Genomic DNA, 26,982 nt, shown 5'->3' on the forward strand with positions numbered 1-26,982 from the left:
CATGGCACGGAGACTTCTCGTCGCGGCCCTCGCCGTCGTCATCACCCTCGTCACCGTCATGAGCTCGGCCGCGGCGGAACCCCTGACCTGGCAGCACGTTCCGGTCCCGGACAGGACACGCCCGCAGGCCGCGCTGAACGAGGCCGTGGCGTTCGGCCCGGACCGGGCCTGGGCGGTGGGTGCCGACGCCGTCGGCCGTGAGGCGCCGGGCTTCCCGCTGGTGCTGCGCTGGGACGGCACGGCGTGGCAGCGTCAGAGCCTGTCCGGGATCGGCTGGCAGGGCGAGCTGCTGTCCATCGCCGCCACGTCACCGACCGCGGTCTGGGCGGTGGGCCGCGACGCGGCCGGCGGGGCCCGACTGCTGCGCTTCGACGGCCTCGCCTGGTCCGAGAGCCGGCCGCCACGCGGGGTCGTGCTGACCAAGGTCGTCGCCGGTGGCGGTGAGACCTGGCTCATCGGCTCGCGGGACGGCGCACAGTCACTGCTGCGCCGGGACGGAAGCGGCTGGCAGGACGTGCCCGTGCCGCCGGGCTCCGTGTACGGGCTGCACATCAGGGCGGCCGACGACGTCTGGGCCGCGGGCGCCACAGGCTCCGGTGCGGCCGTGTCCCATTGGAACGGGCAGGCGTGGCAGCAGACGATCGTGGACGGCTTCCCGCGGTCGGCCGTGGGCAGTGTGCTGGCGGTCTCACCGACCGAGGTCTGGGCGGGCGGCACGGCCGGGTTCGTCGGCGGTCCCCCCGGCCGGCCGATACCGCCGCTGCTGCTCCGCTACGACGGACAGACGTGGAGCCGGGTGACCGTGCCGGCCGACTTCGGTTCGGTGGACTCGCTCGCACCCACCGGTTCGGGCGAACTGGCCTGGGTCTCGCTGGCCCGCTCGCAGAAGTGGGGCCCGCCCGGCGGCACTCCCCCACTCGTCCCAGGGCCCGACTTCCTCGCCTGGAGCGGACAGTCCTTCACCGAGTACAGCGAACCGGCAGTGGCAGGCGAGGGGGACTCCCGGACCCTGCGGCTGGCACCCGTACCCGGCACGCAGGAGGTGTGGTCGGTCGGCCGCGCCGACGGCCCCGAAGGCACCTTCGCCCCACGCACGCTGCACTTCGGCTGAAGGGGCAGCCAGCAGCAGGGACACAGAAAGGCGTGCCCTTTTTCCCCGGATCGCTCCGCCCATGCGCGGTTTCCCTCGTTCGAGAGACATACCGCACACCCACCGAAGAACGCGCCGACACGGGGTAACCGAGTCCGGGTAAGGGTGTCAGACGCACTGTTGCCGTTTGACAACAAAACCCGCACGCAACAGAGTAACCGCGTCGGACGTACGGGGAAGGACCTGGAATGCTCCGGTGGACGGAGACCACTCCGTGTGCTGGTCACCCATGTCGTGAGGTGACGAGAACGCCGACCGCGCGATCGGCGGTTCAGGCGGTCCGGCTGCGGGAATCCGCGGCGTCGTCGTGTATCTGCGTGGCCGCGGCGGCGCAGAACGCCTCCAGTCCCTCCAGCAGCGCGACCCGCTTGGCGGCGGGCATGTCCGCCAGCACGGTCCGCAACTCCCTCTCCCTGCGAGCGCGCAGGTCGACGAGGAAGGCACGGCCCGGGCCACTGAGATGCAGCCGCACCTCGCGTCTGTTCTCATCGCTGACGCCCCGCTCGACGAAGCCGGCCGCGACCAGCCGGTCGCACAGCCGGCTGGTGGAGGGCGGGGTCGAGGCGAGGGACTCGGCGAGGGTGCGCAGGTTGATGCCGTCGTGGTGTTCGAGGATGTGCAGCACCCGAAGCTGCGACGCGGAGGTGGGCGCGGTCGAGGCCCGGCCCCACACGACCTCCAGCAGCTCGACGGCCGTGGTGGTCACGCGCGCGACCTCATCGGGCTCTGAGCGGCGACGGAAGGCAGTCACGATCACACTCTCGCAGGCACTTGGGTGCCTGTCAGCGTACTAGGCGCGCGCACTGACACACAGGACCGGAATGGTCGAAGCGGCCTGCCGACGAGCCGGCCGCATGAGTGAGACCCGTCAGCCGTACGGCGAAGGACAGGTGTTTTTCCATCATGAAGAGATTTTTGGCCGCTGAACGCGCTCTGCGCACAGCGGCCCCCCACGAGTTGCTCGACGCCGCCCGCGCCGTGCTGATCGAGCAGTACGGCGCAACGGACGTGGAGCTGTTCATGGCCGACTACGGCCTGAGCGTGCTCCAGCCGGTGTCGGTGCTGCCGCACACCCTCGATCCGGTGTCGGTGCACAACAGTCCCGCGGGACGGGCCTTCGGTTCGCAGAAGCCGTACCGCGAGGAGGGCCGGAACGGACGGACGCGTCTGCACCTGCCGGTCAGTGTGCGGGGCGACCGGCTCGGCGTGCTGTCGATCACCCTGTCCGACGGTGACGCGGCGCAGCGCTGGGAGCCCGAACTCGCCGCCATCGCCGACGTCCTGGGGCACGAGGTGATCGTGGCCGAGCGCGACACCGACGTGTACCTCCAGGCGCGGCGCAAGGACCGGCTGACCCTGGCCGCCGAGATGCAGTGGCAGCTGCTGCCCGGCCGCGCCTGCTCCCGCCCCGAGTATGAGCTGGGGGCCCAACTGGAGCCGGCCTACGCGATCTTCGGCGACAACTTCGACTGGTCCGCCACCGCCGACCACCTGATGCTGTACGTCACCAACGGCATGGGCGAGGGCATAGAGGCCTCCCTGCTGACGAACCTGGCCATCAACGCACTGCGCAACGCCCGGCGCGCCGGACTGTCCATCGCCGATCAGGCGGCCCTGGCCGACCAGGCCGTCTACGCCCACTACCGGGGGCGCTGCTACCTGTCGGTCCTGATGTTCGACTTCGACCTGGCCACCGGCCGGGCGAGCGTCGTGGACGCCGGGTCCCCGCAGCTGCTGCGGTTGCGCGACGGGTCCGTGGAGCGCGTCGACTTCGACGCCCAGCTCCCGTTGGGCATGTTCGAGGAGACCGACTACATCGCGCAGGACTTCCACGCCGAGCCCGGCGACCGGCTCGTGTTCGTCAGCGACGGAGTCCATGCCGTGGCCTCTCCCCGGGGTGAGGCGTACGGGGAAGCGGCTCTCGCCCGGGCCATCCACGCCACTCGCCTGCTGCCCGCCGCCGAGGTGCCGCGCGCCATCCTGCGGGAACTGACGGGCCACCGCGGCGAAACCCTGCCTGCCGACGACGCGCTGATCGTGTGCCTGGACTGGCACGGCAGGCCGCAGTTCGACTGACCGGCGGCGGGGGCATGTTGTTCGCCGTACAGGCTCGCGTTAACGTTTGCCATGCGGCAATAATTGCCACATGGCCTGGCCGCCCCGCCAGGCCGTACGGCCTGGCAGGCAGGGAGACGATGCAGGTGGCGGAGCACGACACGGCCCCCGGGACGGCGAAGGAACTGGCCGCCTTCCTGGAGCGGCGCCGTGAGCAGATCGCCCAGCGCTGGGCGGACGCCGCCCTGTTCCGTACGGTCTTCACCGTCTCCCGGGACGAGGCCGTCGAGGCGTGCAAGGCGGTGGTGGACGCCCTGGCCGACGTGGCCCGCTCCGGACGGCTGGAGGATGTCGAGGCGCCGGGCTTCGGCACCGTCAGGGACCAGCTCGGGCGGATGGCCGCGGCCCGGGCCCGGGCCGGGTTCACACCGGTGCAGATCGCCGGCGAGGTGGCGGGCCTGCGCGAGCCGGTGACCGCACTGCTGCGGGCCGAGTTGCGGGACGCCGGCGACGACGTGCGCGCCGACGCGTGCGAACAGGCGCTGGCGGTCCTGACGGCCACGCTGCGTCTGGTGATCATGGAGACGACCGTGAGCGCCGGCGAGGAGCTCATCGCCCGGCAGCGCCAGCAACTGCTGGAGGTGGCCACCCCGGTCATCAAGCTCTGGGACGGCGTGGTCGCCGTACCGTTGATCGGCACCCTGGACAGCGCCCGCAGCCAGGTCGTGATGGAGAGCCTCCTCGAAGCCATCGTGGACCAGCGGGCCGCGTACGCGATCCTCGACATCACCGGCGTGCCGACCGTGGACTCGCTCGTGGCCCAGCACCTGATGAAGACGGTGGCCGCGGCCCGGCTGATGGGCGCGGAGTGCATCGTCTCCGGGATCCGTCCCGCCATCGCGCAGACCATCGTCCACCTCGGCATCGACCTCGGGTCGATCATCACGCGGGCCGGCCTCGCCGACGCGCTGGCCTACGCGCTCACCCAGCAGGGCATCGTCGTCTCCCCACGCGCGGTCGCGGCGGCGAGCCCGCGGTGACCGGCCTCGTCACCTCGCCCTCCGGCCCGGGTCCGGTGCCGGTCTTGGCGCTGGGCGACGTCCTGCTGGTCACCCTGCAGGGAGAGCTCCACGACGAGGCGGCCGAACAGCTCCAGCACGACATCCCCCAGCGGATCGCGTCCAGTCCGGTGCCGGTGGGCGGTGTCGTGATCGACATCTCCGGGGTGGAGATCGTCGACTCCTTCCTCGGCCGCATCCTGGCCGAGATCGCCGCGAGCGCCCGCCTGCTCGCCGCACGGACCGCCCTGGCCGGCATGCGTCCGGCCGTGGCCATCACCCTGGTCGAGCTGGGGCTCACCCTGCCCGGCCTGGAGACGGCTCTGAACGTCGAGAAGGCCCTGTCCCTGCTGGGCCGCGCACCCTCGCCCGCTCCGACCGCTCACCCGGAAGAGGGTGCATGATGCATGCCCCCATCATCTCGACCACCCGCCTGCCCATCGGCTCGGACGCCGATCTGGCCCGGGTACGACAACAAGTGCGCCAGAGCGCGGCCGACCTCGGCTTCAACCTGGTCCAGCAGACGAAACTGGTGACCGCGGCCAGCGAACTGGCCCGCAACGCCCTCGTGCACGGTGGCGGCGGCCACATGGAGTTGACGGTGCTGGCCGAAGGCCCCCACCGGGGACTGCGGCTGACCTTCGTCGACACGGGTCCCGGCATCCGGGACGTCGAGCTCGCCATGACCGACGGGTACACCACCGGCGGCGGCCTGGGCATGGGGCTGAGCGGGTCCAAGCGGCTCGTCAAGGAGTTCACCCTCGACAGCCGACCCGGCCAGGGCACCACCGTCACCGTCACCGACTGGGTCTCCGGCCTGCCCGCGCCCCGCACGGGTGCGTCTTGAGCAGGGTGTGGGACATCCCGGTGCAGGACAGCACCCGGGTCCGGGACGTACGCGTCGCAGCCGAGGCCGCCTGCGCCCACGCGCAGTTGGACGCGCACTCCACGGCGGTCGCGGCGCTGGTGGCCACCGAGTTGGGCACCAACCTCGTCAAGCACGCCGGCGGCGGCCGTGTGGTCGTCAACCTGGCCGCCCCCGCCGACACGTGCGCCGAGGACGTGCCCTGTGTGCAGATCGTCGCACTCGACCACGGTCCGGGCATCGACAACGTCCCGGTGGCGATGCGGGACGGCCACACGACCGCCGCCTCCTCCCTGGGCGCGGGTCTTGGCACCTGTCGGCGCGTGTCGGGCGAGTTCGACCTGCACAGCCGTCCGGGCAGCGGCACCGTCGCGGTGGCGCGCATCCTCCCGACACGGGCGCCCGGCGGCCCGCACCCGCGAGCCCAACGCTCGCGCACAGGCGCCCGGGCCGGAGGCATCACCACCGCCCTCGCCCATGCCGAGCACTCCGGAGACGCCTTCAGCCGGGTCCGCTGCGGTCCACGCGTGACACTGATGCTCGTGGACGGGCTGGGCCACGGGGAGAAGGCCGCCGATGCGTCCACGGCCGCCGTGGCGGAGCTGCGCCGGTGCGCCGATCTGCCGCCTGCCGAGATCCTGAAGCACCTGCACGCCGCGCTGCGGACCACGCGCGGTGCGGCCGTCGGCGTCGCGCAGCTGGACGAGGACACCGACCGGCTCTCGTTCGCCGGGGTCGGCAACATCGGCGCCCGGCTGCGCACCGACGGCGCGTGGCGGCCCCTGATCTCCCACCCGGGCATCGTCGGAGCCCACTTCCCCGCCACCGTGCCCCTGAGCGAGACCGCATGGACGCGGGACAGTCTGCTCGTCCTGCACAGCGACGGCCTGCCCAGTCGCTGGGTGCCCCCCACCGATGACCGGCTCGGCGCCCACGATCCGGCCGTGGTGGCCGCGGTCGTCCTCAGGGACGCCGGCAGCGCCGCCCGGCCCCTGCGCGACGACGCCAGTGTGGCCGTACTGGCCCCTGACCACCGGACGGACCCGTATGACCGCACGCCCTGACGTCTGGAAGATCGCGTCGGCCGCCGACGCCGCCCGGGCCCGCGCCGCCGCCGACCGCATCGCCGCGGACGGCGGCGCACCGGCCCTGGAGCGGGCCCGCTTCCTGACGGCGCTGACAGCACGGCTGCGCCATCGCCTCAGCCTCGGCGCGGCGTTCGAACTCCGGCTCCACGTCCGGCCGTTCGCCACCGGGCAAGGCGGCCGGCTCGAGGCCGCGTTGAGCCCGGCCGGCGAGGACGAGCCGGGCCCGCAGGACGAAACGCCGTTGCCGGCCTGCCCCTTGGCACACCGGCCCACCCGCACCACCCGCCGCGCCGCCGGCTCACTGCCCGAGGCCCTGCTGCGGGCCGACGAGACCACCGCAGCGCTGCTGAGCCACCTGGACGACCAGGAGGGCCTGGTCCGGCTGCACCGGGAGGAACTGCATCAGACGAACCAGGGCGTTCTGGCGCTGCATGCCGACCTGGAGGCCGCGGCGCACGCTCAGCGCGAACTCCTCGACGCCGAGCGGACCGCGCGCGCCGAGGCGGAACGCGCCAGGCGCCTGCTGACCTTCCTCGGCGACGCCAGCGCCGCCATCACCTCCTCCCTCAGCCATACGGCCATCCTGCGCCGCCTCTCCGACATGCTGGTGCCCGACTACGCGGAGCAGCTCGACGTCTGGCTCTTCGACGAGGAGGAGTACGAGGAACACGAGTGGCACGACGACGAGCGCGAGCACCGCGTCCGGCAGCACTCGGCCGCCGCCGTGACCGCCGCCCGCACGGGTCGTCCCCAGCACGCCGCGGCCCACCCCGGCCGCCTCCCCGGCGTCGACGACCTGCCGCCCTCCGCCCTGTCCCCGGGGCGACCGCTGCTGGCCGTCCCGCTCGTCGCCCAGCGCCTGTTGGGCGTCCTCACCCTCACCGCCCCCGGCCCCCGCTTCGACGAGGACACCTCCGTGATGCTCGTCGAACTCGCGCGCCGCGTCGGCGTCGCGCTGGACCACGCCCACCGCTACCGGCAGTCCCGCAACACCGCCGAAGCCCTGCAGCGCGCCCAGCTCACCGAACTGCCCACCACACCCGGCCTGTTGCTCGCCGCCCGCTACCTTCCCGCCACCTGGGGCATGAACATCGGCGGCGACTGGTACGACGCCTTCCTCCAGCCCGACGGCAGCCTGCTGGCCGTCATAGGGGACGTCACCGGCCACGGACTGCACGCCGCCGTCGTCATGGGCCAGTTGCGCACGGCCCTGCGCGCCTACGCCGTCGAGAACGCCACTCCCGGCGAGATCCTCACGCGCCTGCACCGCATGCTCGGCCACCTCCAGCCGGAGCTGTACGCCACCGCCCTGATCGCCCGCTTCCGCCCGGGCGAACCGGAGGTGCTCTGGTCCTCGGCCGGGCATCCGCCCGCCGTCGTGCGCACCGGCGAGGGCGCCGTACGGGTCCTGGACGCCAAGCCCGGCGTGATGCTGGGCATCCCGCTGCCCTACGTGTACACCGATCACCGGGCCGACCTGCCCGCAGGTTCGTCGCTGCTGCTGTACACCGACGGCCTGGTCGAGCGCCGGGGGCAGGGCATCGACCCCGGGATCGGGCGTCTGGGCCGCGCCCTGGCGGCGTTGAGCACCCCGGAGCTGGAACAGGACCTCGACGCCGCCGCGGACGCCCTGCTCAAGCCCCTGCTGCACGACTCCGAACGGGACGACGACGTCTGCCTCCTGTTGTGCCACACCATGGCATCCGCACCGCGGGATCGCCCCGGAAAGACCTGCCGGTCCCCCGCCGGCTCCGAACCACCTGGCAGCCGGTCCGCTCGCGGTAGCGTGAAGGACACCAGGCGAGAGGGTGGATTTCGTGAAGGTCCCTGAACCGCAGCCGTCCACGGAAGCCCGACTGCGTGCGGCCGCGCCGCACGCACTGGTCGCCGTCGCCCGCAGCCTGCTCGCCGAAAGAGTGAGCGCTCAGGAGGTGACCCTCCTGCTCGCCGACTACGCCCTGGCCGTGCTGCAACCGGTGACCCACCTGCCGCACACCGGTCCCCCGGTGTCCGCCCAGGACGGGCCCGCCGGCAGCGCCTTCCGCACCCAGAACCCGGTGCTCGAGGTCCTCGACGACCCGGCCGGGCACCTGGCGCATCTGCCCATCACCGTGCGCGGCGACCGCCTGGGCGTGCTCTCCGTCCGTCTGCCCGCCGGCACCGTCGACCCGCACACCGTGCTCCAGCTAGGCGAGTTCGCCACGGCACTCGGCCACGAGGTCGCCACCGCCGGCCGCGACACCGACCTCTACCTCCAGGCCCGCCGCACCCGTCGGCTGACCCTGGCCGCCGAGATGCAGTGGCAGCTCCTGCCCGGCCGTGGCTGCGCCCGCGAGGAGTACGCCATCGGCGCCCACCTCGAACCCGCCTACGCCATCGGCGGCGACACCTTCGACTGGTCCACCGGCGCCGACCATCTCGTCCTCACCGTCACCGACGGCATGGGGCACGGCATAGACGCCTCCCTGCTCGCCGGGCTCACGGTCGGTGCCCTGCGCAACGCCCGCCGCGCCGGCATCGGCCTCGCAGACCAGGCGTGCCTGGCCGACCAGGCCGTGTACGCGCAGTACGGCGGCAAGTCGTACGCCTCCACCCTGCTGCTGCGCTTCGACCTGGCCACCGGCGTCGTGCACGCCGTCGACGCTGGCTCCCCGCAGCTGTTCCGGCAGCGCGGGGGCACCACCGAACGGATCGAGCTGGAGGCCCAGTTGCCGCTCGGCATGTTCGAGGAGACCCTCTACACGGAACAGACGTTCCAGGTCGAGCCGGGTGACCGACTCATCGCGGTCAGCAGCGGGGTCCACGGCACCCGCTCCGCGACGGGCGACCTCTTCGGCGAGCGGGTCCTGCGTCAGATCCTCGGTGCCACTCGCTCCGCGTCTCCGCACGAGACGGCACGCGCGGTCGTGGCCGGGCTGATCGAGCACCACGGCAGCAAGGACCTGATGTCCGACGCCGCCGTGGTCTGCCTCGACTGGCACGGCCGCCGGGGCTGACCCGGCGGTCAACGACCGGGGAGGCCGGTGTCCTCACCGGTGCCCTCGCCGCTGTCGCCGTGTGCGGTCAGGAAGGCCCGCAGGCCCCCGCTCAGCGCCGCCCGATCACCGGGTTCCATGGCCGCGAGGACCGCGGCGAGCGCCTGCGACCTGCGGGCGGCCACTTCGTCCAGCACCTGCAGTCCGCGGCCGGTGAGGACGAGCTGCACCTCACGCCGCCGGTGCGGATGCAGCAGCCGCTCCAGCAGGCCGGCCGCCTCCAGCCGGTCGCACAGCCGGCTGGCGGTCGGAGGCCCTATCTCCATGTGCTCCGCCAGGGTGGTCAGATTGAGCCCCGGTCGCGACTCCAGGATCCGCAGAGCTCTCAACTGGTGCGGTGACAGCCTCAGACTCGCCCCCTGGGCGGCCACCGACCACACGGTCGCCAGACCGTCCACGGCATCGGCGATCTCCAGTGCGACGGAATGTGGGTCGTCACCCGGTCCGCTCGACTGGTCGCCCCCCGAGCCGCTGAGACGAGTCACACACCCATCGCTTTCAGTGATCCCTTCGCCATGCAATTGCCACCCTCATGCAAAGGCGGTACCCGATGAGGCGTCGGGCAAGCACATGGCCCGTCTCCGAGGACGCAAAAGGAAAAGGCAAGGAGAGAAATCTCCTTGCCGCTACTCAAGTTATAGCGCGAAGGGGGGCTTGCGGCAAGCCCCGGGGCACGGCGCAGAATCGTCGGCCGAGGCCACAACCTGCGGAAATGGGGAAACGACTTGTTGTTGTCGACGTACGGTGCGCAGCGCCCCTCGACAAGCGGTGCGGTCACCACGGGGGTGTCGCGATGACCGAGCGATATGTGCTGGATCTTCAGGAGATCGACGAGGACCGGACCGCCGTCGTCGGCGGCAAGGGGGCGCATCTGGGCAGCCTGTCGCGCATCGACGGCATCCGTGTACCGGCGGGCTTCTGCGTGACGACGGACGCCTTCCGGCGGGTCGTGGCGCACACGCCGTCGGTCCACGAACAGCTCGACCGGCTCGCGCGCGTGAACCCGGACGACCAGGAGGCGATCCGCACGCTCAGCGCGGAGATCCGGCGGACCGTCGAAGGGATCGCGGTCCCGGACGACATCGCGGACGCGATCACCCACGCCCTCGCCCGCCTCGGCGAGCGGACCCCCTGCGCCGTCCGGTCCAGCGCGACGGCCGAGGACCTGCCGACGGCCTCCTTCGCCGGTCAGCAGGACACGTACCTGAACGTCGTGGGGACGGCGGAGATCCTCCGGCACATCAGCCGATGCTGGGCCTCCCTGTTCACCGAACGGGCCGTGACCTACCGTCGGCGCACCGGAATCGACCACCGCACGGTCCACATGGCCGTGGTCGTGCAGCGGATGGTCTTCCCGCAGTCGTCCGGCATCCTGTTCACCGCCGACCCCGTCACGGGCAACCGGAAGGTCACCACCGTGGACGCCGGCTTCGGCCTCGGCGAGGCCCTGGTCTCCGGTCTGGTCAACCCGGACGTCTTCAAGGTGCGGGACGACGAGATCGTCGCCAGGACGATCTCCGCCAAGCAGCGGGCCGTTCAGCCTCTGCCGGACGGAGGCATCCAGCACGTGGAGATCGACTCGCGACGCCAGGAGGAGCCCGCGCTCACGGATGCGCAGGCCGTCCGTCTCGCGCGGCTCGGGCGGCGGATCGAGGCGCACTTCGGGAGCCCGCAGGACATCGAATGGTGCCTGGTCGACGACGAGTTCCACATCGTGCAGAGTCGGCCCATCACGACTCTGTTCCCCGTCCCCGAGAGCGGTGACGAGGAGCCTCACGTCTACGTCTCCGTCGGCCATCAGCAGATGATGACCGACCCCATGAAGCCCCTGGGGCTCTCCATGTGGCAGCACACGGCCATGGTGCCGATGCCCGAGGCGGGCGGCAGGCTGTTCGTCGACGTCACCCGGCGCCTTGCCTCCCCCACCGGCCGCGCCGCCCTGCTGGACCTCATGGGCAGGGGCGATCCACTGGTCAGGGATGCGCTGGAGACCGTCCTCGACCGCGAGGACTTCGTCCCCACGCTCCCGGACCCGCCGCCCGCCGGGCCGCCGGCCGGTGGCCCGCCCGCCCCGATCGCGACCGATCCGGCCGTCGTCACCGAGCTCGTCGAACGCAGCCGGGCGTCCCTCGCCGCCCTTCGGCGCGAGATCCGGACGAAGAGCGGACCGGCGCTCTTCGACTTCCTGCCCGAGGCCTTCGAGGAGCACAAACGAGTCGTCGGTGATCCGCTGAGCTTCCAGGCGATCATGGCGGGCATGGAGGCCACGTGGTGGCTCAACGACAAACTCGAGGATTGGCTCGGCGAGAAGAACGCGGCTGACACGCTGACGCTGTCCGCCCCCGGCAACATCACCTCGGAGATGGGGCTGGAACTGCTCGACGTCGCGGACGTGATCCGCCCGTACCCGGAGGTGGTCCGGTTCCTGGAGGGTGTCGAGGACGACGGCTTCCTCGACGAACTGGCGAAGGTCCCGGGCGGGGCCGAGGCACGCGAGGCCGTCGAGGGATACCTCGACCGGTACGGCATGCGCTGCGTCGCCGAGATCGACATCACGAGGCCGCGTTGGAGCGAGCGCCCCAGCTCGCTCGTGCCCGTGATCCTCGACAACGTCAGGAACTTCGAACCGGGCGCGGCCGCGCGGCGCTTCGAGCAGGGGCGCGAGGAGGCGCTCAAGAAGGAACAGGACGTGCTGTCACGCCTGCGGGCCCTGCCGGACGGGGAGCGGAAGGCCGACGAGACCAAGGCCATGATCGACCGGGTCCGCACCTTCATCGGGTACCGGGAGTATCCGAAGTACGGCATCATCAGCCGCTACTTCGAGTACAAGCAGGCCCTGATGGCGGAGGCCGACCGCCTCGTGCGGGACGGCGTGCTCGCCGACAGGGAGGACGTCTTCTACCTCACCTTCGAGGAGTTCCACGACGTCGTGCGCTCGAAGCGGGTCGACGGGCGTCTCGTCCAGCGGCGCAAGGAGGAGTTCCGGTCGTACCAGGCGCTCAGCACGCCCCGGGTCCTCACCTCGGACGGCGAGGCCCTCAGCGGGTCGTACCGCCGCGACGACGTGCCGGACGGCGCCCTGATCGGCCTGGCGGTCTCCACCGGGACCGTCGAGGGACGGGCCCGCGTCATCCTCGACGTGGCGGACGCCGATCTCGAGGCGGGCGACATCCTGGTCACCCCCTTCACGGACCCCAGCTGGTCGCCGCTGTTCGTGGCCGTCGCCGGGCTGGTGACGGAGGTGGGCGGTCTGATGACCCACGGCGCGGTGATCGCCCGGGAGTACGGCCTGCCCGCCGTCGTCGGCGTGGAGCAGGCCACCCGTCGCATCCGTGACGGGCAGCGGATCCGGGTGCACGGAACCGACGGATACGTCGAGATCCTGTCCTGACGGCACGCCACCGGGGTCCGCGGCAGCGGGCCCCGGTCGTCCGGGGCGGAGCCGGGAGCGGCTCAGGGGCGTGTGGCGGTCTCGATGTCGGGGTGGATGGTGAAGATCTGGTCGAGACCTACGATGCGCAGGACCCGAAGCATGTTCGGCGGTACGGCCGCCAGGGCGACGTCCGCCTGCTCGGCCTGGGCGTTGCTGCGTGCGGCGATCAGAGCCGTGATGCCGCTGGAGTCGCAGAACTCCAGTCCGCTCAGGTCCAGGACCAGGCACTGGCCCGGCCGGAGGGCGAGGCCGCGCAGCGCCTCGTGCAGTTCGGTGACGTTGGCGTAGTCGAGTTCCCCGAACATCTCCAGAACGGGGCCGGTCGCGGCGTCGCGGGTGGTGATCTTCAGCGGGCTCATCGTTCGTTTCTCGTCTGTCGGTCGGCGGCCGGGACGCCGATGGCGAGCAGGGCGGTGTCGTCGTCGAGGCCGTCACCGAAGCTGTCCAGAAGGCCCGTCAGTGCCTGGATGACGGCATGCGGTGACTCGCCCGCGTGAGCGGCGGCGAAGGCGAGCAGTGCCTCGTCGCCGTAGAGACCGGTGCGGTCGTGGCCGGTGCGGGCTTCGGTGAGGCCGTCCGTGTAGAGCAGCAGCGTGTCGCCCGGGCCGAGCACCGTTTCGGCGGTGGCGAAGCGCGCGGCGGGCAGGATGCCGACGAGCAGGCCTCCGGGCGTGGGCAGGAAGTCGGCTGTGCCGTCGGCGCGCAGCACGATGGCCGGAGGGTGGCCGCCCGAGGCGAGGTGGACGGCCAGGCGTCCGGTCGCGGGATCGGGTTCGAGCGTGCCGAGGATCGCGGTGCAGTAGCGGGGGTCGCCGCTGCCCGCGTAGCGCTCGTGGAGCACCGTGTTGAGGGTCGTCAGCGCGGAGACCGGGTCGGGGTCGTGGAGAGCGGCGGCGCGCAGGGTGTACCGGGTCAGCGAGGTGAGCACGGCCGCCTGGGGGCCCTTGCCGCACACGTCACCGAGGAAGAAGCCGAAGCGTTTGCCGTCGAGGGCGAAGACGTCGTAGAAGTCTCCGCCCAGACGGTCGGGTGAGGCGGTGTGGTAGTGCGCGGCCGTCTGCACGCCCGGTACCGGCGCCAGGCTGTCGGGGAGCAGTGACTGCTGGAGTACGGCGAGAGCCTCCTGCAGGCGGGCGCGGTCGGCCTCCGCCTGCCTGCGTGCTTCCTCGGCCGCTTCACGGCGGCTCAGGAGTTCCTCTTCGTAGGCGCGGCGGTCCCGGGCGTCGAAGACCGTGGTGCGGATCAGCAGGGGCTGCCCGGTGGTGCCGTGCTTGACGACGGACGAGACCAGCACGGGGATTCGGCCACCGCCGGTCTGTTTCATGTCCAGGGCGATGCCGCTGATCTCGCTCTGCATCCGCAGCAGGGGCGCGAAGTGCGTCTCGTGGTACAGCTTGCCGCCGATGGTCAGCAGGTCGGTGAACCGCATCCGGCCCACCACCGCCTCCCGCTCCAGGCCGAGCCAGTCGAGCAGTGTGCCGTTGATCTTCGCGATGGTGCCGTCCATCAGCGTGGAGAGGTATCCGCAGGGGGCGTTCTCGTACAGGTCCTCGGTTCCGTCCTCCAGCAGCGCGGCGAAGGCGGCGTCCGCGACCTGCGCGCCGTCGGCGTCCTGCGGGTCGGGGTGCTGGTCGGCGCGGCACATCATCACAGGCTCGCGAGGAAGTCGAGGATCGCCTGGTTGGTGGCCTCGGGCGCGGACAGGTGCGGGCAGTGCCCGGTGGCGTCGAGCGTGACCAGGGTCGAGCCGGGGATCGCCCGGTGGACGAAGGCTCCTACCTCGCGAGGGGCGATCACGTCCTGGGTGCACTCCAGGACCAGCGTCGGCACGCGCACGCTCTTCAGGTCGTCCCTGGAGTCCGAGAGGAACGTGGTCCGGGCGAAGACGCGTGCCATGTCCGGGTCGGTGGCGCAGAAGCTGTTCTTCAGCTCGTCGCCGAGCTCGGGCCGGTCGGCGTTGCCCATGATCACCGGGGCCATGGCCGTCGACCAGCCGAGGTAGTTCGCCTCCAGGGACGCCAGCAGTTCGTCGATGTCCTCGGCGCTGAACCCGCCTCGGTAGCCCTCGTCGTCGATGTAGCGCGGGGACGGAGCGACCATCACCAGTGCGCCGATCCGCTCCGGGGCCATGTCCGCCGCCAGTACGCCGATCATGGCGCTGACCGAGTGCCCCACGAACACCGCGTCCCGCAGGTCGAGCGCCTCGCACACCTCGACGACGTCCCGGGCGTACCCGTCGAGGGTCGCGTACCGGTCCTGCGAGAACGCGGAGGCGTCGGCACGGCCCGAACCCACGTAGTCGAACAGCACGACGCGGTGGTCCTCGGCCAGAGCGGGCACCGTCAGCCGCCACATGTTCTGGTCGCAGCCGAAGCCGTGGGCCAGCACCACCGTGGGCCCCTGCGGGTTGCCCGTGACGGTGACGTGGTTTCTGCTCACGATGTCCATACCGAACAGTCTCTCAAGTCGCCGATCCAGCCCTGACACCCCCTCGACCCGATGGAGAGCGGCCGGCGGACAGGGCTCGCAGCAGTCGGGTGCGGCTGCCGTTGGGGACGGTCCACAGGGGGTGGCCCCGTACCGCCCACGACTCCAGGAGGGCGTTGGCGGCGAGGAAGCCGGTGGTGGCGGCGCGTTCCATCAGGGCCGCGGGGAGGTCGGTGCGCACGAGGTCTCCCGCGAGCACGAGGCCCGGCTGCGGGGTGCGTACGCCGGGGCGGTCGCCGTATCCGCCGACGGGGAACAGGGGGCAGTCCTGGCGCCATTCGTGCCGTGCGTCGAGGATCCGCGCCTCGCGGGTCTCGGGGTAGACGGCGCGGAGTTGTGCGATCAGATCCTGGGCCTCGGCGTCGGGATCGGCGTTCTCCGGCAGCGCGTAGCCGTGGAGTTCGACCACGGATCCGCCGGTGCGGGCGAACCGGCGTGCGGCCTCCCCTTCCCAGCGCTCCAGGACGCTGACGTTGTCCAGCGAGCCGTATCCGGCGGTGCCGAGGAAGCCGGGCCGGCCGGCGTGGACGGGGCGGTCGAGCCAGAGCCGGGAGACGAGGAAGGGCGGGGCGGTGCGCAGCCGGGCAACGCGTTCGCGCCAGGCCTCGTCGCCGAGCCGGGGTGAGCGGCCGACCACCGTGCGCAGGCCGGCGGTGTCGAGGGCCAGGACGACGGTGTCGTACCGGCCCTCCTCGCGGGCCGTGGAGACGGTGAACGCGCCGTCGGCGGTGGGCGAGACGTTCTCGACGGAGGTCGAGGTGCGCAGGTCGACGCCGTGGCGGCACAGGTGCTGGGCGAGGGGGTCCCACAGCGCCGTCGGGAAGGGGTCGTCGGGGACGTCGAAGAGGAGCCCTTCGGAGCTGCCGAGGAAGTAGATGTGGAACATCAGGACCATCTCGGCGGCCGACAGGTCCTGGGGGTCGGCGAAGAAGCTGCGGGAGAAGACCTCGAATGCCAGGTGGCGAGCGGCCGGCGGGAAGCGCAGGGACTCGAGGAAGTCGTGCGCGCTGACGGAGTCCAGTTCCGCGTACACGTGCGGGACGCGGACGTCCAGGAGGGGAAGGGCCGCGGCGGGGTTCATACGGGCCAGGTCGCGCCAGCGGAAGGACGGGCTGAGCGCCACGAAGCCCAGGGCGCTCAGCGGCGGGGTGCGCGGCACTCTGCGGAAGCTGTCGTGCAGTCCGTCGCGGTGCCGCAGCGGATAGTCGGGCAGGGCGGTGAGGCGCCCCGGACGGGAACCGGCACGGCCCAGCAGGCTGCGCAGGTTGTAGTACTGGCGGAAGAAGGCGTGGAAGCCGCGGCTCATGGTCGCCGTGGAGCCGTCGTGCAGCTCGGTGCTCCAGCCGCCGACGCGGCCGCCCAGGTAGGCCTCGCGTTCGTAGAGCGTGACGTGGACGCCGCGTTCGGCGAGCGCCGTCGCGGCCGCGAGGCCGGCGATGCCGCCGCCCACGACGGCGGTGCTGCGCGGCCCGCCGACCCGGGTGGCTCCGGGCCGCGGGGGCAGCAGTACTGCGTGACGGTCCCGGCCGGGGCGGGCGGGGCCCGCCGTCGTGGCGGTCACTGTCCGCTCCGGGCGGCCGGGTCGGCGCGGCGGGCGACGACGGTGTGGGTGATGCCGGTCTGCCACCCCGGCAGGGGCAGGGCCCGTACGGTGTCGAATCCGCGGGCGCGGACGCGGTCCGTGAACCGGTCGACCGTGTCGAACTCGACGACGCTGCGCCAGAGATGGCGGTACAGCTCGCCGTCGCCGAGGGCGCTGGCGACCGGCAGCACCAGACCGCGGCACACGGCCGTCCAGACGGCCCGGTCGAGCGGGCGGCCGCTGAGGGTGTACTCGTGCACGGCGAGGCGCCCGTGCGGGGCCAGCAGGTCGTGGACGGCGTCCAGCACGGCGTCGGGGTCCGCGACGTTGCGGAAGAGGTAGGCGGCGAACACCGCGTCGAAGGGCCCTTGCACGCCCGCCTCGGCGAGGGCCTCGGCCGGCGCGCACACGAACCTGACCCTGCCGTGCCACGGTTTGGCCCTGGCACGGTCCAGCATCCCGGCCGAGGCGTCCACGGCCGTGATGTCGGCGTCGGGCAGCACGCGGGCGAGCGCGGCGGTGGAGGCTCCGGTCCCGCAGCCGAGGTCGAGGACGCGCAGCCCGGTGCCCGGGTGGGGCAGCCCGGTGCCCGGGTGGGGCAGCCCGAGCCGGCGCGCCGAGCGGCGCAGATGGGCGTGGTAGCCGGGGTTGGCGGCCACGAGTGTGTCGTAACTGTGCGCCGCATGGTCGAATGCGGCGGCCAGATCCGCGTCGCGCAACACGGTCACGCTGCCTCCTGGTGCGGTCGTCGGGGAGTCGGGGGCCTGCGGGCGGCACGAGGGAGCGGTCCCGGCACAGGGCTTCGTGGGCGGGTCAGGGTCAGAGAAAGGGGCGCCGGGGCAGCCGGGGCACTTCCGCGGCGGCCCGCAGCATGGGCAGGACGGGGGTGCGCAGTCCGATGGCGAGTTCTTCGTGCAGCCGCGTTCCGCCGTCGAGGAAACGCAGGAGCCGGGTCATGGGGATCCTGGTGAACAGGTGGGAGAAGAACTCCGCGCCGTCCACCAGGCCGCTGTCGAGGGCGTGCAGCAGGACCGCGTCCATGGCGCGGGCGCGGGCCGAGTGGGGCAGCGGGGGCACGGGCCGCCGGCCCTGGCGCAGGGCGGCCGCGACGGCCGCGGTCTGGCGCTGCACTCCGGCGAAGGTGTAGCCGGTCGAGGGCCGGGTGGCTCCCCCGGCGGCACCGATGCGGAAGACACTGGCGCCCGTCCGGCGGGCGAATCCGGCGTCGGTCATCGGGATGACGCCGGTCTCGGTGCCGATCACCTCGAAGTCCCCCAGCCCGAGCACGGCGCCCGTGTAGTGGTCCAGCGCCTTGTCGTACGCGTCCCGGGACAGGACGGCCGGGGAGAACTCGGTGTACTCCACGAGGGCCTGATCGGGGCCGGTGGGCAGGACATAGCCGAAGGAGAGGCCTTTGGCGGGCTGGGGTGTGCGCAGGTCCATGAACTCCGCGCGGGCCGGGTCGAAGACCGGGCGGCCGGTGCGCACGAACCAGCCGTGGAAGTGCTGGAGCAGGGTCGTGCGGGCGGCGGGGAGGCTGCCCAGCGGTCGCGAGTCGAACACCCAGCGGGCGTCCAGGGCGTCGGGTCGCCCGTCCGCCGTGCGGGCGTGGATCCGTGCGCCCTGCGGGAGTCCCTCGACGCTCTCGACCGCCGCCTCGACGCGTCGAACCTGTCCGCCGCGGGCGAGCTCGTGGTCGATCAGGGACTCGAAGTCGTCCGAGCGGATCATCTTGTAGATCAGGGGTGAGATGTCGTGCTCGATCGGCTCCCCTGTGGGCCGGTGCACGCGCAGGCGACGCCACGACCTGGTGACCGCGGCGTCGTAGGGTCCTGGACCGGTCTCCCAGAAGCACCAGGTGCGCCGGGGCGGGCGCAGTGGTCCGGGCGGGGCGTCCACGAGGACGACGGACAGGCGCCGGGCGCCGGGGGCGGGGCGGGAGAGCCGGTGGGCCAGGGAGAGCCCCGCGGCCCCCGCTCCGATGATGGCGACGTCCGCCTCCTGCATGACCGGTTCACTCCCTCCGCGCGTTCGCCGTGTCCTGCGGCGGTGTTCCGGTCGCAGTACCCGTCCGGATGCGGATCTCACCTGCCGTACGCCCCGGGTCTGACCGTTCATTGGTGGCGTTGCGCATCGATTCTGCGTCGTTGTCACGCCGCGTACTCGACGAGCTCGTCCCCGCGGAGCCGGCCGGCGAGCCGGCGCAGGCCTCGGCGCGCGTGGCTCTTGACGGTGCCGAGGGGCCATCCGGTGAGTTCGGCGATCTGGGTCTGGGTGAGGTCGTCGTAGAAGGCGAGGTTGAGGACCCGGCGCTGCGGCGCCGGGAGCTGGGACATCTCGTCGGCGAGCAGGACACGGTCGAGGGCGGCCTCCGGCAGCACGGTCTCCTCGGCGGCCCGCAGCAGCAGCTGGGCGCCCGCGGCGGCGACGAGTTCGTTGCGCCTGGTGCGGGCGGCGAGCGCGTCGGCGATCTTCCGGCGGGCGATGCCCGTGAGCCAGCCGGGCAGCGTGCCGCGGTCCGGGGCGAATCCGGCGCGGCCCCGCCACGCGGCGAGGAACACCATCTGGGTGATGTCCTCCGCCTCCTTGGCGTCTCCCAGGGAACGCCTGGCGAGGGCGTGCACGAGCGGACCCCACCGCTGGTGCACGACCGTGAGGCATGACTCGTCGCCGCGGAGAAACCCGGCCACGAGGGCACTGTCGTCGATGTCCGCGTCGGCTGGCTGTGCGGTCGTCATGGTCACTCCTCCGCTGGGCCTGGTGGTCGCTGAGAGCGACCGCGGCCCTTCCACCCTGCGAATTCGACGCGGAGTGGACAACTTGCATCGACTTCGCATCGAATTGAACAGGGGAGGTGAGACACGCCTGGAGCGGGACACCCAGTCCTTACCGTGCCGCCCCGCATCCGTCTTCGCCACCCGAGGCGAACCGGTCATGACGACGCCAGCTGTGATCACGAGAATCTCGATGAGGGGAAACCGGCATGAGCTCCACCGTGGCAAAGGGTCACCGCGCGAACCGGAGCCCGCGCGAACACCCGACCGCCGAGCACCCGCCCCCCGCCGGACAGGCCTCCCCCGAGCCGGCCCCGCGCACGGCCGGGGACACGGACCACGGCCGGGGCGACCCTCCGCGCGCCTCGTCACCCGCGACCCCCGCGACTCCTGCGACTCCTGCGACTCCTGCGACTCCTGCGGCGGCGCACGGTGACGACCCGCGTGCCGTGGACACGGACGTGACCGGCACCGTGCGCGCGGTGCTGGGCGACCTGCTCGACCGGCAGGTGGCGGCTGCCCGGGCCACCGATCCTCTCTTCGGCGAGGACCTGGCCGCGCGGGTCGCGGGTTTCACACGCGGCGGCGGCAAGTTCGCCCGCTCCCGCTTCGTGTGGTGGGCGCTGCGGGCCTGCGGCGGCACCGAGCCCCCGCAGGCCCGGGCCGCGCTGCGGATCGGAGCCGCCCTGGAGCTCATCCAGACCTGCGCCCTGGTCCACGACGACGTGATGGACGACGCGCGGCTGCGCCGCGGACGGCCGGCGCTGCACGTGGAGATGGCGGCCCAGTACGCCGGTGCGGGAGACGGCGGGCGCGCGCAGCGGTTCGGGCAGGCCGCGGCGATCCTCGCCGGTGACCTGGCGCTGGCCTGGGCGGACGACGTGGTCGCGGACACCGAGATGCCGCGCCGCACCGCGCGGCGGGTCCGCGACCTGTGGAGCGCCATGCGCACGGAGATGGTGGCCGGGCAGTACCTGGACGTGCAGGGTGAGGTCACCTCGGCGCGTTCCCTGGCCCGGGCGATCCGGGCCGCCTGTCTCAAGAGCGCCCTGTACTCCGTGGAACGCCCGCTCGCGCTCGGGGCGGCACTGGCGGACGCCGGACCGGCCGCCACCCGGGCCCTGTGCTCGGCGGGCCGCTGCGTGGGCCTGGCCTTCCAGCTGCGCGACGATCTCCTCGACGCCTTCGGGGACGCCCGGGACACCGGCAAGCCCGCGGGCGGAGACATCCGCAGCGGCAAACCCACCTATCTCGCCGCCGTCGCACGGGCGCGGGCCGAGGCATCGGGTGACCGCTGGGCCGTCGACGTGCTGCGCGGCGCATTCGGCCGCGGGGACGCCTCGGATGCCGAACTCGCCTCGGTGCGCGAGGTGTTCGTGGCCACCGGTGCGCGCGACACCGTCGAGGAGAAGATCGGCAGGCTGGTGGCGCAGGGGCTGCGCCACCTGGACACCGCGGTGCTCGAACCCGAGGCGACCAGGCAGCTGCAGGTGCTGATGCGCTCCGCGAGCGGAGTGCCCGACACCGCGGCCCGCGAGGTGGTCCCTCTCTCCGTGATCCTGACGGCCGAGGACGAGGGGGCCGGCCGATGACCCGTACCGTTCCCGGGCGCACCGACCATGTCGTGGTCGTCGGCGCCGGTCTGTCGGGGCTGTCGGCCGCCCTGCACCTGCTGGGTGCCGGACGCCGAGTGACGTTGGTGGAGCGGGACACCTCACCCGGTGGTCGCGCCGGGCGCATGGTCCGCGGCGGCTACCGCGTCGACACCGGTCCCACCGTGCTGACGATGCCGCATCTGGCGGACGAGGCGTTCGCCGCCGTGGGGGACAACCTGCGCGCACGCGTCGATCTCGTGCCGCTGCACCCGGCGTACCGGGCCCGGTTCGCCGACGGCAGCTCCCTGGACGTCCACACCGGTGCCGAGGCCATGGAGGCGGAGGTCGAGCGCTTCGCCGGGCCCCGTGAGGCCGCCGGGTACCGGCGGCTGCGGAGCTGGCTGGAGCAGCTGTACCGGGTGCAGATGCGCCGTTTCATCGACGCCGACTTCGACTCGCCCCTGCGCCTCCTCCACCCCGACCTCGCGCGGTTGGCCGCGCTCGGCGGGTTCGGGCGCCTGGACGCACGCATCGGACGGTTCCTGCACGACGAGCGGCTCAAGCGCGTCTTCTCCTTCCAGTCCCTGTACGCGGGTGTGGCACCGGAACGGGCCCTGGCCGCGTATGCCGTCATCGCGTACATGGACACGGTCGCGGGCGTGTACTTCCCGCGCGGCGGCATGCACGCCCTGCCCCGGGCGATGGCCGACGCCGCGGAGGACGCGGGGGCCGAGCTGCGCCTCGGGGAGACGGTCACCCGTCTGGAGCGGTCCGGGGAACGGATCACGGCCGTCGTCACCGACCGCGGCCGCATCGCCTGCGACGCCGTCGTCCTCACCCCCGACCTGCCCGTCGTGTACCGGCTGCTGGGCCGGGTCCCCAGGCGCCCGGTGGGTCTGCGGTTCTCGCCCTCCGCGGTGATCCTGCACGTCGGCACGGACCGCACCTGGCCCGGGCTGGCCCATCACACGATCTCCTTCGGCGCGGCCTGGCGGCGGACGTTCTCCGAACTCACCGAGACCGGCAGCCTGATGAGCGACCCGTCCCTGCTCATCACCCGCCCGACAGCCACCGACCCGAGCCTGGCCCCGCCCGGCCGGCACCTGCACTACATCCTCGCTCCCTGCCCGAACACCGCCATCGGGCCCGGCGCGGCCGACTGGGCCGACCTGGGACCGCGCTACCGCGACAGCCTGCTCACCGAGCTGGACCGACGCGGCCTCGACGGCATCGCGGCCGCCGTCGAGGAGGAGTGCCTGGTCACTCCTGCCGACTGGCAGGCCCAGGGGCACGCGGCCGGCACGCCCTTCTCCGCCGCCCACACCTTCGCGCAGACCGGGCCGTTCCGGCCGCGCAACCTGGTGCGCGGCACGGCCAACGCGGTCCTCGCCGGCTGCGGCACCACCCCAGGCGTCGGCGTGCCGACCGTCCTGCTGTCGGGCAAGCTGGCCGCGGCACGCATCACCGGCGGCACCCGACCGGGGCGCTCGCGCCCCGCCGTAAGCGAACCCCGGGAACGGAGGCCGGTATGACCGACCGTGAACTCGACGCGGCCGGCGTCACCGAATCAGGACTGCGCCAGGCGTACACCCGGTGCAGGCAGCTCAACGCCCGGCACGGCAAGACGTACTTCCTCGCCACCCGCCTGCTGCCGGTGTCGCGCCGGCCGGCCGTGCACGCGCTGTACGGGTTCGCCCGCTGGGCCGACGACATCGTCGACACGCTCGACGGTACGACCACCACCGCCGAGCGCGCGCAGCGGCTGACCCGTCTTCAGCACCAGTTGGAGACCGGCCTGCGCACGGGCGTGAGCACCGAGCCCGTCGTCCGCGCCCTGGCCGACACCGCGCGGCGCTACGACATCGACCACCGCCACTTCAGCGACTTCATGACCGCGATGCGCGCCGACCTCGACGTCACCGGCTATGCCACCTATGCCGACCTGCGTACGTACACCTACGGATCGGCGGAGGTGATCGGGCTGCAGATGCTTCCGGTGCTCGGCACGGTCGTCCCGCGTGAGGAGGCCGCGCCGCACGCGGCGGCCCTGGGGGTGGCGTTCCAGCTGACCAACTTCCTGCGCGACGTGGGCGAGGACCTCGACCGCGGCCGCGTCTATCTGCCCGCCGACCTGCTGGCCGCCCACGGCGTCGACCGGCAGCTGCTGCGCTGGAGCCGGGACACCGGACTGCCGGACCGCAGGATCACCGCGGCACTGCGGGAGTTCGAAGCGCTGACGCGCGGCGTCTACCGGGAGGCGGCCCCGGGGCTCGCCATGCTCGACCCGGTCTCGCGCCCGTGCATCCGCACCGCCTTCGTCCTGTACGGCGGGATCCTGGACGCGGTCGCCGCGGACGGTCACCGCTGCGTGCAGCGCCGAGCCGTGGTCCCGACGCACCGCCGTGCCCTTGTGGCCCTCGACGGGCTGGTCAGGGTGGGCTCGGCGCGGCTGCGGCACAGAATGGCCGGGCCCCGGGTGGCGCCCTTGCCCAGCGCCGTGGACACCTCACCACCATCGCGGAGGATCGCATGAAACCGCGGCGCCCAGCGGGACGTACCCGCTACCCCCTCTCCCTGCGCCGCCGTCCGGTGCGGTGGGAGAAGCAGCGACCGACCTGGCGCGAGGCCCGGCCCGCTCTGATCGCCGAGGCGCTGAAGCGGGCCCAGGCCCGCCCGTCCGGCAACTGGTACGTGGTCGGTGCCACCCGGGACCTGCGGGACGACCGGCCGTTGGCCACGACGGTGGCCGGGCAGGAAGTGGTGGTGTGGCGTACCGCCGACGGCCGGCTCGCGGCGGGTCCCGGCAGCTGCCCGCATCTGGGAGCGCCGCTCGCCGACAGCCCGGTGCGCTGCGGGACCCTCGTCTGCCACTGGCACGGTCTCGCCCTGGACGGCGGGCCGTTCGCCGGCTGGGAGCCGCTGCCCGTGCACGACGACGGTGTGCTGGTCTGGGTGCGCCTGGACCAGGTGGGCGGTGAGGCTCCGACGCGGGCACCGGTCGTCCCGCCGCGCCCGGGCCTGTCCCGCTCCGTCGCCGCCGTCTGGACCGGGGCGGGGATCTGCGAGCCGGAAGACGTCGTGGCCAACCGGCTGGACCCCTGGCACGGGGCCTGGTTCCACCCGTACTCCTTCGTCGACCTGACCGTGGTCGGCACGCCCGACTCCGAGGGGGCCGACGAGGACGGGTTCACGGTGGACGTCTCCTTCAAGGTCGCGGGGCGGCTCGTCGTACCGGTGCGGGCCCTGTTCACCACGCCCGAACCGCGCACGGTCGTCATGCGCATCACCGAGGGCGAGGGCTCGGGCTCCGTGGTCGAGACGCATGTGACCCCGCTCGGCGCCGATGAACGGGGCCGGCCCCGCACCGCCGTCGTGGAAGCGGTCGTGGCCTCCTCCGAGCGTCCCGGCTTCGCCGCGGCCCGCACGGCGGCCCCCGTGCTGCGCCGGTTGATGGCGGCCGGGGCCGCACGGCTGTGGCGCGACGACCTGGCGTACGCCGAACGCCGCTGGTTGCTGCGCTCCACCGGACGTTTCCCCGGCTGACCGGGCCGCGGGGGCTCCGGCGTGTTCGGGAGTGCCCGCGGTTCAGCCCGGCGGGGCCGCGACCGCCTCGGGGTGATCGGTGAGGTAGTCGTCGAGCACGGACCGGAAGCTCGCGTCGGGACGCAGGCCCAGTGCGGCGGCGCGCCGGTGGTCGAAGACGGCGGGCCACGACCCGACGATCGCTTCGACCGCCGGATCGCGGGCGAGGGTGACCCGGTCGGCGACGGTGTCACCGGCCACCTGCCGCAGAGTCGCGAGCATGTCGGCGACGGAGACGGTCAGGGCGGGAAGGTTGACCGGCAGCGGGCCCTCCAGGTATCCGGGCCCGGTGCCGCGTTCGGCCTCGGCGACGCGGAGGATTCCCTCGACGGTGCGCCGGGGTGAGGACAGGGCCACCGTCAGTCCCGGATCCACCGGACAGACGGCGGGCAGACCGGCGAGCGGTTCACGGACGATGCCGGACAGGAAGCCGGACGCGGCCGCGTTGGGCCGGCCCGGACGGACCGCCACCGTCATCAGCCGCGCCACACGCCCGTCGACGAAGCCACGGCGGGTGCAGTCCGCGATCAGGTGCTCGCACATCAGCTTCTGGGTGCCGTAGCTCGACCGCGGCACGGGCACCGTCGTCTCGCTGACCGCCGGTGGCAGGGACAGGGCCGGATGGGAGCCGTAGACGGCGATGCTGCCGGCGAACAGCATCCGTACCACCGGCCCGCCCGCACCGGACTGCGCCCGCGCCGCCTCCAGCAGGGCGCGGGTGACGTCCACGTTGGTGCGCATCCCGAGATCGAAGTCGGCCTCGCACTCGGCGGACACCGCGGCGGCGAGATGGAACAGCACGTCCACCGGCTCGGCGAAGACCGTGTCCAGGTGCTCGACCAGCTCTCCGTGCACCACCTGGACCGGCACCCCGGGCTCCTGCGGGTGCTCGGTCCACGCCACACGGTCGACCAGCACCAGAGTGCCGATCTCCCGGCCAGCGAACGTCCCCGCCCGCGACAACGTCCCGGCCAGCAGTCGCCCGAGGAACCCGGACGCACCCGTCACGACGACTCTCACGCGTTCATCTCCTCCGAAGGTCCTGCGAGGCTGCTCGTCCCACCGGCGTCCTACCCCGGCAGGCCCCGGCCGCCCCGGTGTCCGACCTGCGAATACCGGGGCAGAACACGCAAGCCAGGACGGCATGGCGTGCCGAACTCGTGAAAGATTGACGGGAGTTGTGAAGAGCGACAAGAATGCGGCTCGCTCGCCGTAACTGAAGCGAGCGAAGTGACACGAGTGGCTCGGGCCACGGCTTGCATTCTCCTTCCTCGCCCACCGCGGCTGCTCGCGTCCTGCCACCTCCCACACTCTCGAATCCGCTAGGGCATATCTTGACGCGCCTTTCACGCTCCAGAACGTCGGCCGCTGTCGCCGCAACCGCCTTCATCGCCATCGCCACCCCCCTGCTCGGGGCCACCACCGCCAACGCCACGCCCGGGGGCGGCTGCCAGTCGGCCACGGTCCAGTACCGCCTCGTCGACTCCGACGGAAAGCCGGTCGACGCCGACTGGACCTCGCAGGGCGGCTTCCGCCAGTGGTCCAGCGCCCCCGGCACCGTCGAGGTGCGGCTGGCTCCGGGCCAGACGGTCGGCGACGGCTGCAAGTACCCGGTCTCACTGGCCGAATACACCACCGAGGGGCCCAACTGGTACACCTCCGGTCTCCAGACGCTCGTCGACCACGCCACGGTCTACCTCGGCGCCGAGGACCTCGCCGGCCGCGACGACGCCAAGCGGACCTGGCAGAAGCTCACGGTGAAGACGCCGGACTGCTACGGGCAGATCGACCTGTACGGCGACGACGTCATCTACGACGGCCGTTCGGGCGAGGGCCACGGGCCCGCGCCCTACCAGCCCGACAACGTCGTCACGCCCTACCACCTGATCGCGGCCTGGAACGGCGGCGACAAGTCGTGCACCCCGGAGCAGCCGAACTCCCCCACGCCCCCGGCCTCCCCGTCCGTGCCGGACAGCCCGAGCAGCCCGCCGGCCAGCCAGCCGCCCGCGGACGAGACGACTCCGCCGGCCACGCCCACGACCCCGCCCCCCTCCTCCAGCACCCCGCCCACCACCCCGGACGTGCCTCCGATGGAGTCGACGCCCCCCACCGGCCCGGCGCCCTCGCCCAGCGACAGCACCCCGCCGCTGGCCGAGACCGGATCCAGCGCACCGGTCGCCCCGATAGCCGGCGGAGCAGCCGCGGTGATCGCCCTGGGGGCCGCAGCCCTCTACGCCACCCGCCGCACCCGCCGCTCCTGACCGGCACCGCGGCCGAC

24 protein-coding genes are annotated in these 26,982 nt (G+C 72.8%); 14 read left to right on the top strand and 10 right to left on the bottom strand.

The genetic code is table 11. The annotated features are described in order from the left end of the window. The first annotated feature begins 1 nt into the window (after nucleotide 1). Nucleotides 2-1,111 (top strand): hypothetical protein, encoded by a 1,110-nt coding sequence (locus IOD14_RS23810; RefSeq protein WP_212671470.1) that lies wholly within the window; start codon nucleotides 2-4, stop codon nucleotides 1,109-1,111. Between the two features lie 310 nt (nucleotides 1,112-1,421). On the opposite strand, the gene IOD14_RS23815 is transcribed toward IOD14_RS23810, so the two are convergent. Then, nucleotides 1,422-1,856 (bottom strand): MarR family transcriptional regulator, encoded by a 435-nt coding sequence (locus IOD14_RS23815; RefSeq protein WP_123986844.1) that lies wholly within the window; start codon nucleotides 1,854-1,856, stop codon nucleotides 1,422-1,424. 197 nt (nucleotides 1,857-2,053) lie between these two features. Here IOD14_RS23815 and IOD14_RS23820 point away from each other — a divergent pair, with 197 nt between their 5' ends. The 7 genes from IOD14_RS23820 to IOD14_RS23850 all read left to right on the top strand — a co-directional run bounded on the left by IOD14_RS23820 (nucleotide 2,054) and on the right by IOD14_RS23850 (nucleotide 9,212). Next, nucleotides 2,054-3,226, top strand: coding sequence for a PP2C family protein-serine/threonine phosphatase (locus IOD14_RS23820; protein ID WP_123986845.1), 1,173 nt, complete (start codon nucleotides 2,054-2,056; stop codon nucleotides 3,224-3,226). 119 nt (nucleotides 3,227-3,345) lie between these two features. Further along, nucleotides 3,346-4,245: an STAS domain-containing protein gene (locus IOD14_RS23825; RefSeq protein ID WP_123986846.1), complete on the top strand. Its 900-nt coding sequence runs from the start codon at nucleotides 3,346-3,348 to the stop codon at nucleotides 4,243-4,245. Further along, nucleotides 4,242-4,667, top strand: a complete 426-nt coding sequence (locus IOD14_RS23830) for an STAS domain-containing protein (protein ID WP_123986847.1) — start codon at nucleotides 4,242-4,244, stop codon at nucleotides 4,665-4,667. The genes IOD14_RS23825 and IOD14_RS23830 overlap by 4 nt, the downstream gene beginning before the upstream one ends. Next, nucleotides 4,667-5,110 carry an ATP-binding protein gene (locus IOD14_RS23835; RefSeq protein ID WP_123992453.1) on the top strand — a complete coding sequence of 148 codons (444 nt, stop codon included), beginning with the start codon at nucleotides 4,667-4,669 and terminating at the stop codon, nucleotides 5,108-5,110. The genes IOD14_RS23830 and IOD14_RS23835 overlap by 1 nt, the downstream gene beginning before the upstream one ends. Next, a complete protein-coding gene (locus IOD14_RS23840; protein ID WP_212671471.1) occupies nucleotides 5,107-6,192 on the top strand; it encodes a SpoIIE family protein phosphatase in 1,086 nt (361 codons plus the stop codon). Before IOD14_RS23835 ends, IOD14_RS23840 begins: the two co-directional genes overlap by 4 nt. Further along, nucleotides 6,176-8,047 (top strand): GAF domain-containing SpoIIE family protein phosphatase, encoded by a 1,872-nt coding sequence (locus IOD14_RS23845; protein WP_212671472.1) that lies wholly within the window; start codon nucleotides 6,176-6,178, stop codon nucleotides 8,045-8,047. The genes IOD14_RS23840 and IOD14_RS23845 overlap by 17 nt, the downstream gene beginning before the upstream one ends. After that, nucleotides 8,034-9,212 (top strand): PP2C family protein-serine/threonine phosphatase, encoded by a 1,179-nt coding sequence (locus tag IOD14_RS23850; protein ID WP_249126046.1) that lies wholly within the window; start codon nucleotides 8,034-8,036, stop codon nucleotides 9,210-9,212. Before IOD14_RS23845 ends, IOD14_RS23850 begins: the two co-directional genes overlap by 14 nt. Before the next feature lie 8 nt (nucleotides 9,213-9,220). On the opposite strand, the gene IOD14_RS23855 is transcribed toward IOD14_RS23850, so the two are convergent. After that, the gene (locus IOD14_RS23855; protein ID WP_123986851.1) at nucleotides 9,221-9,736 is read right to left on the bottom strand and encodes a MarR family transcriptional regulator; all 516 of its coding nucleotides are present in this window, start codon (nucleotides 9,734-9,736) and stop codon (nucleotides 9,221-9,223) included. Between the two features lie 308 nt (nucleotides 9,737-10,044). Here IOD14_RS23855 and rph point away from each other — a divergent pair, with 308 nt between their 5' ends. Further along, complete coding sequence (gene rph, locus IOD14_RS23860; protein WP_212671474.1) at nucleotides 10,045-12,642, top strand: rifamycin-inactivating phosphotransferase; 2,598 nt, start codon at nucleotides 10,045-10,047, stop codon at nucleotides 12,640-12,642. A 62-nt stretch (nucleotides 12,643-12,704) separates the two neighbouring features. Here the strand turns inward: rph and IOD14_RS23865 are convergent, their stop codons facing one another. The 7 genes from IOD14_RS23865 to IOD14_RS23895 form a co-directional block, all read right to left on the bottom strand. Further along, on the bottom strand, nucleotides 12,705-13,043 hold the full coding sequence (locus IOD14_RS23865; protein ID WP_123986853.1) for an STAS domain-containing protein: 339 nt from the start codon (nucleotides 13,041-13,043) through the stop codon (nucleotides 12,705-12,707). Then, on the bottom strand, nucleotides 13,040-14,329 hold the full coding sequence (locus IOD14_RS23870) for a SpoIIE family protein phosphatase (protein WP_123992454.1): 1,290 nt from the start codon (nucleotides 14,327-14,329) through the stop codon (nucleotides 13,040-13,042). Before IOD14_RS23870 ends, IOD14_RS23865 begins: the two co-directional genes overlap by 4 nt. A 2-nt stretch (nucleotides 14,330-14,331) precedes the next feature. Then, entirely contained in the window at nucleotides 14,332-15,132 is an 801-nt protein-coding gene (locus IOD14_RS23875; RefSeq protein ID WP_123986854.1) for an alpha/beta hydrolase, read from the bottom strand. Between the two features lie 13 nt (nucleotides 15,133-15,145). Then, nucleotides 15,146-16,732, bottom strand: coding sequence for an FAD-dependent oxidoreductase (locus tag IOD14_RS23880; RefSeq protein ID WP_212671475.1), 1,587 nt, complete (start codon nucleotides 16,730-16,732; stop codon nucleotides 15,146-15,148). Further along, nucleotides 16,729-17,481, bottom strand: a complete 753-nt coding sequence (locus tag IOD14_RS23885; RefSeq protein ID WP_212671476.1) for a methyltransferase domain-containing protein — start codon at nucleotides 17,479-17,481, stop codon at nucleotides 16,729-16,731. Before IOD14_RS23885 ends, IOD14_RS23880 begins: the two co-directional genes overlap by 4 nt. Before the next feature lie 91 nt (nucleotides 17,482-17,572). After that, nucleotides 17,573-18,760, bottom strand: coding sequence for a lycopene cyclase family protein (locus IOD14_RS23890; protein WP_212671477.1), 1,188 nt, complete (start codon nucleotides 18,758-18,760; stop codon nucleotides 17,573-17,575). A gap of 143 nt (nucleotides 18,761-18,903) precedes the next feature. After that, nucleotides 18,904-19,491: a sigma-70 family RNA polymerase sigma factor gene (locus IOD14_RS23895; RefSeq protein ID WP_123986858.1), complete on the bottom strand. Its 588-nt coding sequence runs from the start codon at nucleotides 19,489-19,491 to the stop codon at nucleotides 18,904-18,906. Nucleotides 19,492-19,976: 485 nt separating this feature from the next. Here IOD14_RS23895 and IOD14_RS23900 point away from each other — a divergent pair, with 485 nt between their 5' ends. Genes IOD14_RS23900 through IOD14_RS23915 form a run of 4 tightly spaced genes read left to right on the top strand, consistent with a single transcriptional unit; the run spans nucleotide 19,977 to nucleotide 24,665 of the window. Beyond that, nucleotides 19,977-21,119, top strand: a complete 1,143-nt coding sequence (locus tag IOD14_RS23900; RefSeq protein WP_212671478.1) for a polyprenyl synthetase family protein — start codon at nucleotides 19,977-19,979, stop codon at nucleotides 21,117-21,119. After that, nucleotides 21,116-22,654, top strand: coding sequence for a phytoene desaturase (locus tag IOD14_RS23905; RefSeq protein WP_212671479.1), 1,539 nt, complete (start codon nucleotides 21,116-21,118; stop codon nucleotides 22,652-22,654). The genes IOD14_RS23900 and IOD14_RS23905 overlap by 4 nt, the downstream gene beginning before the upstream one ends. Further along, entirely contained in the window at nucleotides 22,651-23,655 is a 1,005-nt protein-coding gene (locus IOD14_RS23910) for a phytoene/squalene synthase family protein (RefSeq protein ID WP_123986861.1), read from the top strand. Before IOD14_RS23905 ends, IOD14_RS23910 begins: the two co-directional genes overlap by 4 nt. Further along, complete coding sequence (locus tag IOD14_RS23915; protein ID WP_212671480.1) at nucleotides 23,652-24,665, top strand: DUF5914 domain-containing protein; 1,014 nt, start codon at nucleotides 23,652-23,654, stop codon at nucleotides 24,663-24,665. Before IOD14_RS23910 ends, IOD14_RS23915 begins: the two co-directional genes overlap by 4 nt. A gap of 42 nt (nucleotides 24,666-24,707) precedes the next feature. On the opposite strand, the gene denD is transcribed toward IOD14_RS23915, so the two are convergent. Continuing rightward, a complete protein-coding gene (gene denD, locus IOD14_RS23920) occupies nucleotides 24,708-25,724 on the bottom strand; it encodes a D-erythronate dehydrogenase (protein ID WP_212671481.1) in 1,017 nt (338 codons plus the stop codon). Nucleotides 25,725-26,038: 314 nt separating this feature from the next. On the opposite strand from denD, the gene IOD14_RS23925 reads away from it, so the two are divergent. Then, nucleotides 26,039-26,965 (top strand): hypothetical protein, encoded by a 927-nt coding sequence (locus tag IOD14_RS23925; protein ID WP_123986864.1) that lies wholly within the window; start codon nucleotides 26,039-26,041, stop codon nucleotides 26,963-26,965. Nucleotides 26,966-26,982 lie beyond the last annotated feature (17 nt).

Origin of the sequence: Streptomyces sp. A2-16 (assembly GCF_018128905.1) — a bacterium.
Taxonomy (GTDB): Bacteria; Actinomycetota; Actinomycetes; order Streptomycetales; family Streptomycetaceae; genus Streptomyces.